Origin of the sequence: Piscirickettsia salmonis LF-89 = ATCC VR-1361, assembly GCF_000297215.2 — a bacterium.
GTDB classification, from domain to species: domain Bacteria; phylum Pseudomonadota; class Gammaproteobacteria; order Piscirickettsiales; family Piscirickettsiaceae; genus Piscirickettsia; species Piscirickettsia salmonis.
The window spans coordinates 1-4,442 of the sequence record NZ_AMFF02000079.1 but is presented as its reverse complement, the minus strand read 5'-3'; the positions used below and the strand labels follow the sequence as shown (position 1 = coordinate 4,442).

General features: G+C 40.7%; 6 protein-coding genes. 5 read left to right on the top strand and 1 reads right to left on the bottom strand.

Annotated elements, in window-relative coordinates; translation table 11 throughout:
* The 3 genes from C200_RS16125 to C200_RS08285 all read left to right on the top strand — a co-directional run.
* Positions 1–361 (top strand): hypothetical protein (locus C200_RS16125; RefSeq protein ID WP_033923732.1); only part of this gene is annotated, 361 nt, incomplete at its 5' end.
* Positions 354–686, top strand: a complete 333-nt coding sequence (locus C200_RS08290) for a hypothetical protein (RefSeq protein WP_016211657.1) — start codon at positions 354–356, stop codon at positions 684–686. The genes C200_RS16125 and C200_RS08290, both read left to right, overlap by 8 nt.
* A 3-nt stretch (positions 687–689) precedes the next feature.
* On the top strand, positions 690–1,259 hold the full coding sequence (locus C200_RS08285; RefSeq protein WP_016211654.1) for a hypothetical protein: 570 nt from the start codon (positions 690–692) through the stop codon (positions 1,257–1,259).
* Positions 1,260–1,387: 128 nt separating this feature from the next.
* On the opposite strand, the gene C200_RS08280 is transcribed toward C200_RS08285, so the two are convergent.
* Positions 1,388–1,801 (bottom strand): hypothetical protein, encoded by a 414-nt coding sequence (locus tag C200_RS08280; protein ID WP_016211655.1) that lies wholly within the window; start codon positions 1,799–1,801, stop codon positions 1,388–1,390.
* A 262-nt stretch (positions 1,802–2,063) separates the two neighbouring features.
* Between C200_RS08280 and C200_RS08275 the strand changes: the two genes are divergently transcribed.
* Both C200_RS08275 and tdh read left to right on the top strand, forming a co-directional pair.
* Positions 2,064–3,266, top strand: a complete 1,203-nt coding sequence (locus C200_RS08275; RefSeq protein WP_405115415.1) for a glycine C-acetyltransferase — start codon at positions 2,064–2,066, stop codon at positions 3,264–3,266.
* 107 nt (positions 3,267–3,373) lie between these two features.
* Positions 3,374–4,399 (top strand): L-threonine 3-dehydrogenase, encoded by a 1,026-nt coding sequence (tdh, locus tag C200_RS08270; protein ID WP_016211653.1) that lies wholly within the window; start codon positions 3,374–3,376, stop codon positions 4,397–4,399.
* Positions 4,400–4,442 lie beyond the last annotated feature (43 nt).

Sequence of the window (4,442 nt, the reverse complement as noted above, 5' to 3'; positions counted from 1 at the left end):
CTTAACTTCCGTTGATTGCTACACCCTACTCAAATCTAAATTTTTTGCAACAGTGCCACATTTAACTTCATTGAGTGCAGTTTTTGCTAATAATTGGGATCATAGCGAAGGTGTTTTTTTTGAAAGTCATTTTTATAAGGCACTTGTGATGTCCGCGAATGATTTGAGTATGCCGATTGCTGCTAATAGTGTGATTTATGGTGGAGTAGAGGCGCTAGGGTCATTACCCGGAATATTAGAAAAGGATGAGGTTGCCCTTGCTAAGCTAAAAAAAAGTTTAGGGATGGTAGGAGGGGGTCTTACAACTATAGCAGGGTTAGGCTCAGTAGACGGTGTGTATAAGGCCTTAAAAAATGGTTAGTCGTGAGCAATATGGAAAATTAAGCACAAACTTAGCAAGGTTGACTGCGATAATTATTTTTATTATGTCCTTATTTGTATGGGGATATAGGGATATATATAGTGGCTATATGGTTGCTTGTGGATCTTTTATCTTATGTGCTGGTGGATTTATACTAAAAGTATATTGCTATGGGCCAGGAGATGGTAATAACCCTTTGACTATAAAAGAGTGTATTTCTTTATATTGCTTCAAAGCTGCTTGGCTTTTATTCTCGGTAATTTTGTTTTTTACAGCTGTATTTTTACTAGTTCATATGACGATTAACTTTTTTGCTAAAGGATAAGCGATGTTTAAAATCAATTCATCTTGTAATTTACTCCAAGGGTTCAACTTCAACCGCAACAATCAAAGCCGCATTATGCACGTTAAAAGCCTCACAATCGGTACAGTAATGCTTAGTCCTGATTTTGATGTTATCGACCCTACAACTGGCGATAAATCAGTTGTTGTGGGGGTGGGGAGTTATTTAGGTTGGCGACAGCAAAAAACTTCACCGCTATTTATGCGTTTTTATGCGAGTCATACCAATACGGCTGACTTATCGAGTTATGTCAGCCACAATATGGATAATACCAGTGTTAGTTTTGAGGTTGAAATACTTGAATATGACCCAAATGCTAAACAATATTTCAAGGCGTTTCACTGTGATGCACAATCTATGAACGGTGAAATACTATGTGATAGTCGAGGTAAGTTGGCTGGGTTTATTGAGAAAGAGCCATCAACGTTGGTGCAATCGCCATTAAATTATCAGGTTAACTTTGGGTTTAGTCCAGCAGCAGAAGAACAGTTATTTATTACCCAAACGAGTAATACGATTAAAGTATGTAATCGCTGGGGAGTAAAGAGCGCTTAGCTGCTCTTGCTTGAAAAATTAGTCATAGGGTAAATTTTCTGGATTTATACCAATTGTATTATATAAAACCCTAAATTCCCGCCCTTGACTTTGTTTGGAAATTTAGGTTATTTAAGTGCCTTAATTTTCTAGGCAGATGTCTGATCTTGTGTGCATGAGATTGCATCACCTGAGGTGCCGACAAATTTGATTTCACCAACTCCATTGTACTTTCTGAATATTTTCGCTTGTTCTTGAATATAGACTTTAAATTCGTCTGTGCCAATGCGGGCTAAATAGACATTTTGAGCATCTTTGCCGGTGCTTAACGTGACAACATGGGTATTGGTTTGATCTCCTGAAATAAGCTTGCACGTATATAAGCCATATTGAGATTGATTTAGTTCAAAATAGGCCATGCCATTAGAGAGAGAGCACTGTTGACCCACATTGCATTGTGTGCCTTGCAGAGGAGGTGGATTACTTGCTGTTGATGAGGCAATAGCCGCTGTTGCAATGAGGCTGCTTGTTAAAGCTGTGGCCAGTAATGCTTTGATTTTCATGGTATATCCTCAATAATATGTTTTTTTGGCGATTGACTTTCGCTTGCATGTTTTGAGCTGAGTGTAGTTTTAAATTCCCGTCTATGACACTGTAAATTTGGCTGGAAATTTCTGTTGAATGTAAATTTGGTTGGTACTGCTATGACATGATAAATTAATGCCTTTATACAGCGTATGATGACAAAGGCGTTATATTTCGCTATGGTGGGCGAAGATTTTATGAGTCGTTATAGAACTTACATAGAGCTTAGGAAAAGTAATGATAGAAGCTAAATTTTTACAACATTTATCCAATGAAATAGCAATGCTTAAAGAAACAGGCTATTACAAGCCAGAACGGGTGATTAATAGTCAGCAAAGTTCAGACATTAGTATTACAACAGGCCAGAAAGTTGTTAACTTTTGTGCGAATAATTATTTGGGCTTAGCCAACCACCCAGAGTTGATTAAAGCGGGCCAAGAGGCTTTAGCTGAGCATGGTTATGGCATGGCTTCTGTACGCTTTATCTGTGGCACGCAAACGGTGCATAAAGCATTAGAGCAAGAAATTGCTACGTTTTTAAATAAAGAAGATTCTATTTTGTACTCATCTTGCTTTGATGCAAATGCGGGTTTATTTGAGACGATATTAGGTCCTGAGGATGCTATCATCAGTGATGAGTTGAATCATGCCAGTATTATTGATGGGGTGCGTTTGTGTAAAGCCGCGCGTTATCGTTATAAAAACAATGATATGCAAGACTTAGAAAAGCAACTGCAAGCCGCTGATGAAAAGGGTGTGAAGGTGAAGCTGATTGCGACTGATGGTGTGTTCTCTATGGATGGTATCATTGCTAATTTACCGGGGATTTGTGATTTAGCGGAAAAATACAATGCGATGGTGATGGTTGATGATTCGCATGCGGTTGGCTTTATGGGTGAAATAGGGGCAGGAACACCTGAGCATTGCGGTGTGGTTGATGGTATAGACATTATTACAGGAACTCTAGGGAAAGCCTTAGGCGGTGCTTCAGGAGGCTATACGGCGGGTAAAAAAGAAATAATCGAATGGTTGCGTCAGCGTTCACGCCCTTATTTATTCTCGAATGCGCTTGCACCTGTTATTAGCTCAGCCTCTGTTGATGTGTTAAAACTGATTCAAAGTGATGAGGGTAAGCAGCGCCTTGCGACTTTGCGCAAAAACAGTCAGCACTTTAGATCGGGTATGGCAGACGCCGGTTTTGAGTTGATTCCAGGTGAACATCCGATTATTCCGGTGATGCTCTACGATGCTAAATTAGCCAGTGATATTGCGCAAGAATTACTTGCTGAGGGGATTTATGTGATTGCCTTTTCGTTCCCAGTGGTGCCTAAAGGTAAAGCGCGGATTCGTACACAGATGTCTGCGGCGCATACCCCGGAGCAAATCGATCATGCAGTTGCTGCATTTGTGCGAGCAGGCCGTAAGTTTGGTGCGATTAACTAATTTATTTTTGGTTTTGTTATTTTATATTGGGGCATGATTGCCCTAATTTTTTAACACTTAAAGATAAGATGATTTAAGTGTGAAATTTATCAAGAAAGGGGTAGTTAATGAAGGCGTTAGCAAAGATTAAGCCTGAAACAGGGCTATGGATGGTGGATGTTGAGCATCCTAAAGTGGGCCATAATGACGTTTTAATTAAAATTAAAAAAACGGCAATTTGTGGAACTGATATTCATATTTATAACTGGGATCATTGGGCGAGTCAGACGATTCCGCTGCCGATGCATGTTGGTCATGAATATGTGGGTGAGATTGTTGAAATTGGTAGTGAAGTTCAGGGGTTTAACCTGGGTGATCGGGTGTCTGGTGAAGGGCATTTAACCTGTGGTCATTGCCGTAATTGTCGGGCGGGCCGTCGTCATTTATGTCGCAATACTGTGGGGGTGGGGGTCAATCGCGCGGGTGCTTTTGCTGAGTATTTGGCGATTCCAGCGGTGAATGCCTTTAAGATCCCTGATGAAATTAGTGATGATATCGCTGCTATTTTTGACCCTTATGGCAATGCGGTACATACTGCTTTATCCTTTGAGATGGTGGGTGAAGATGTGCTAATCACTGGGGCGGGGCCGATTGGCGCGATGGCGGTCGCAGTTGCACGCCATGTTGGTGCACGTCATATTGTGATCACTGATGTGAATGATTACCGCTTAGCCCTTGCTGAAAAAATGGGTGCTTCACGTATTGTTAATGTTGCGCGTGAGTCGTTAACTACTGTGATGGATGAGCTTAATATGACTGAAGGCTTTGATGTTGGCTTGGAAATGTCTGGGAATGGCCAGGCGTTTGGGCAGATGCTTGAGGCGATGAATCATGGTGGCCGGGTTGCCTTATTGGGCATTCCGCCAGGTGAGATGGCGATAGATTGGAATCATGTTATTTTTAAAGGGTTGCAGATTAAAGGCATTTATGGCCGTGAGATGTTTGAAACTTGGTATAAAATGACGAGTATGTTACAAAGTGGCCTAGACCTAAGCCCGATTATTACCCATCATTTTTCAATTGATGACTTCCAGCAAGGTTTTGATGCAATGTTATCTGGCCAAAGTGGCAAGGTGATTTTAAATTGGGATTAAACCATTAATAAATATATCGCATAAAGGGCACTGTTGCGAAAAA

Bases quoted from the DNA above. Each gene is read 5' to 3' on its own strand.
- C200_RS08290 (WP_016211657.1), top strand. From the start codon at position 354: ATGGTTAGTCGTGAGCAATATGGAAAATTAAGCACAAACTTAGCAAGG.
- C200_RS08285 (WP_016211654.1), top strand. From the start codon at position 690: ATGTTTAAAATCAATTCATCTTGTAATTTACTCCAAGGGTTCAACTTC.
- C200_RS08280 (WP_016211655.1), bottom strand. From the start codon at position 1,801: ATGAAAATCAAAGCATTACTGGCCACAGCTTTAACAAGCAGCCTCATT.
- tdh (WP_016211653.1), top strand. From the start codon at position 3,374: ATGAAGGCGTTAGCAAAGATTAAGCCTGAAACAGGGCTATGGATGGTG.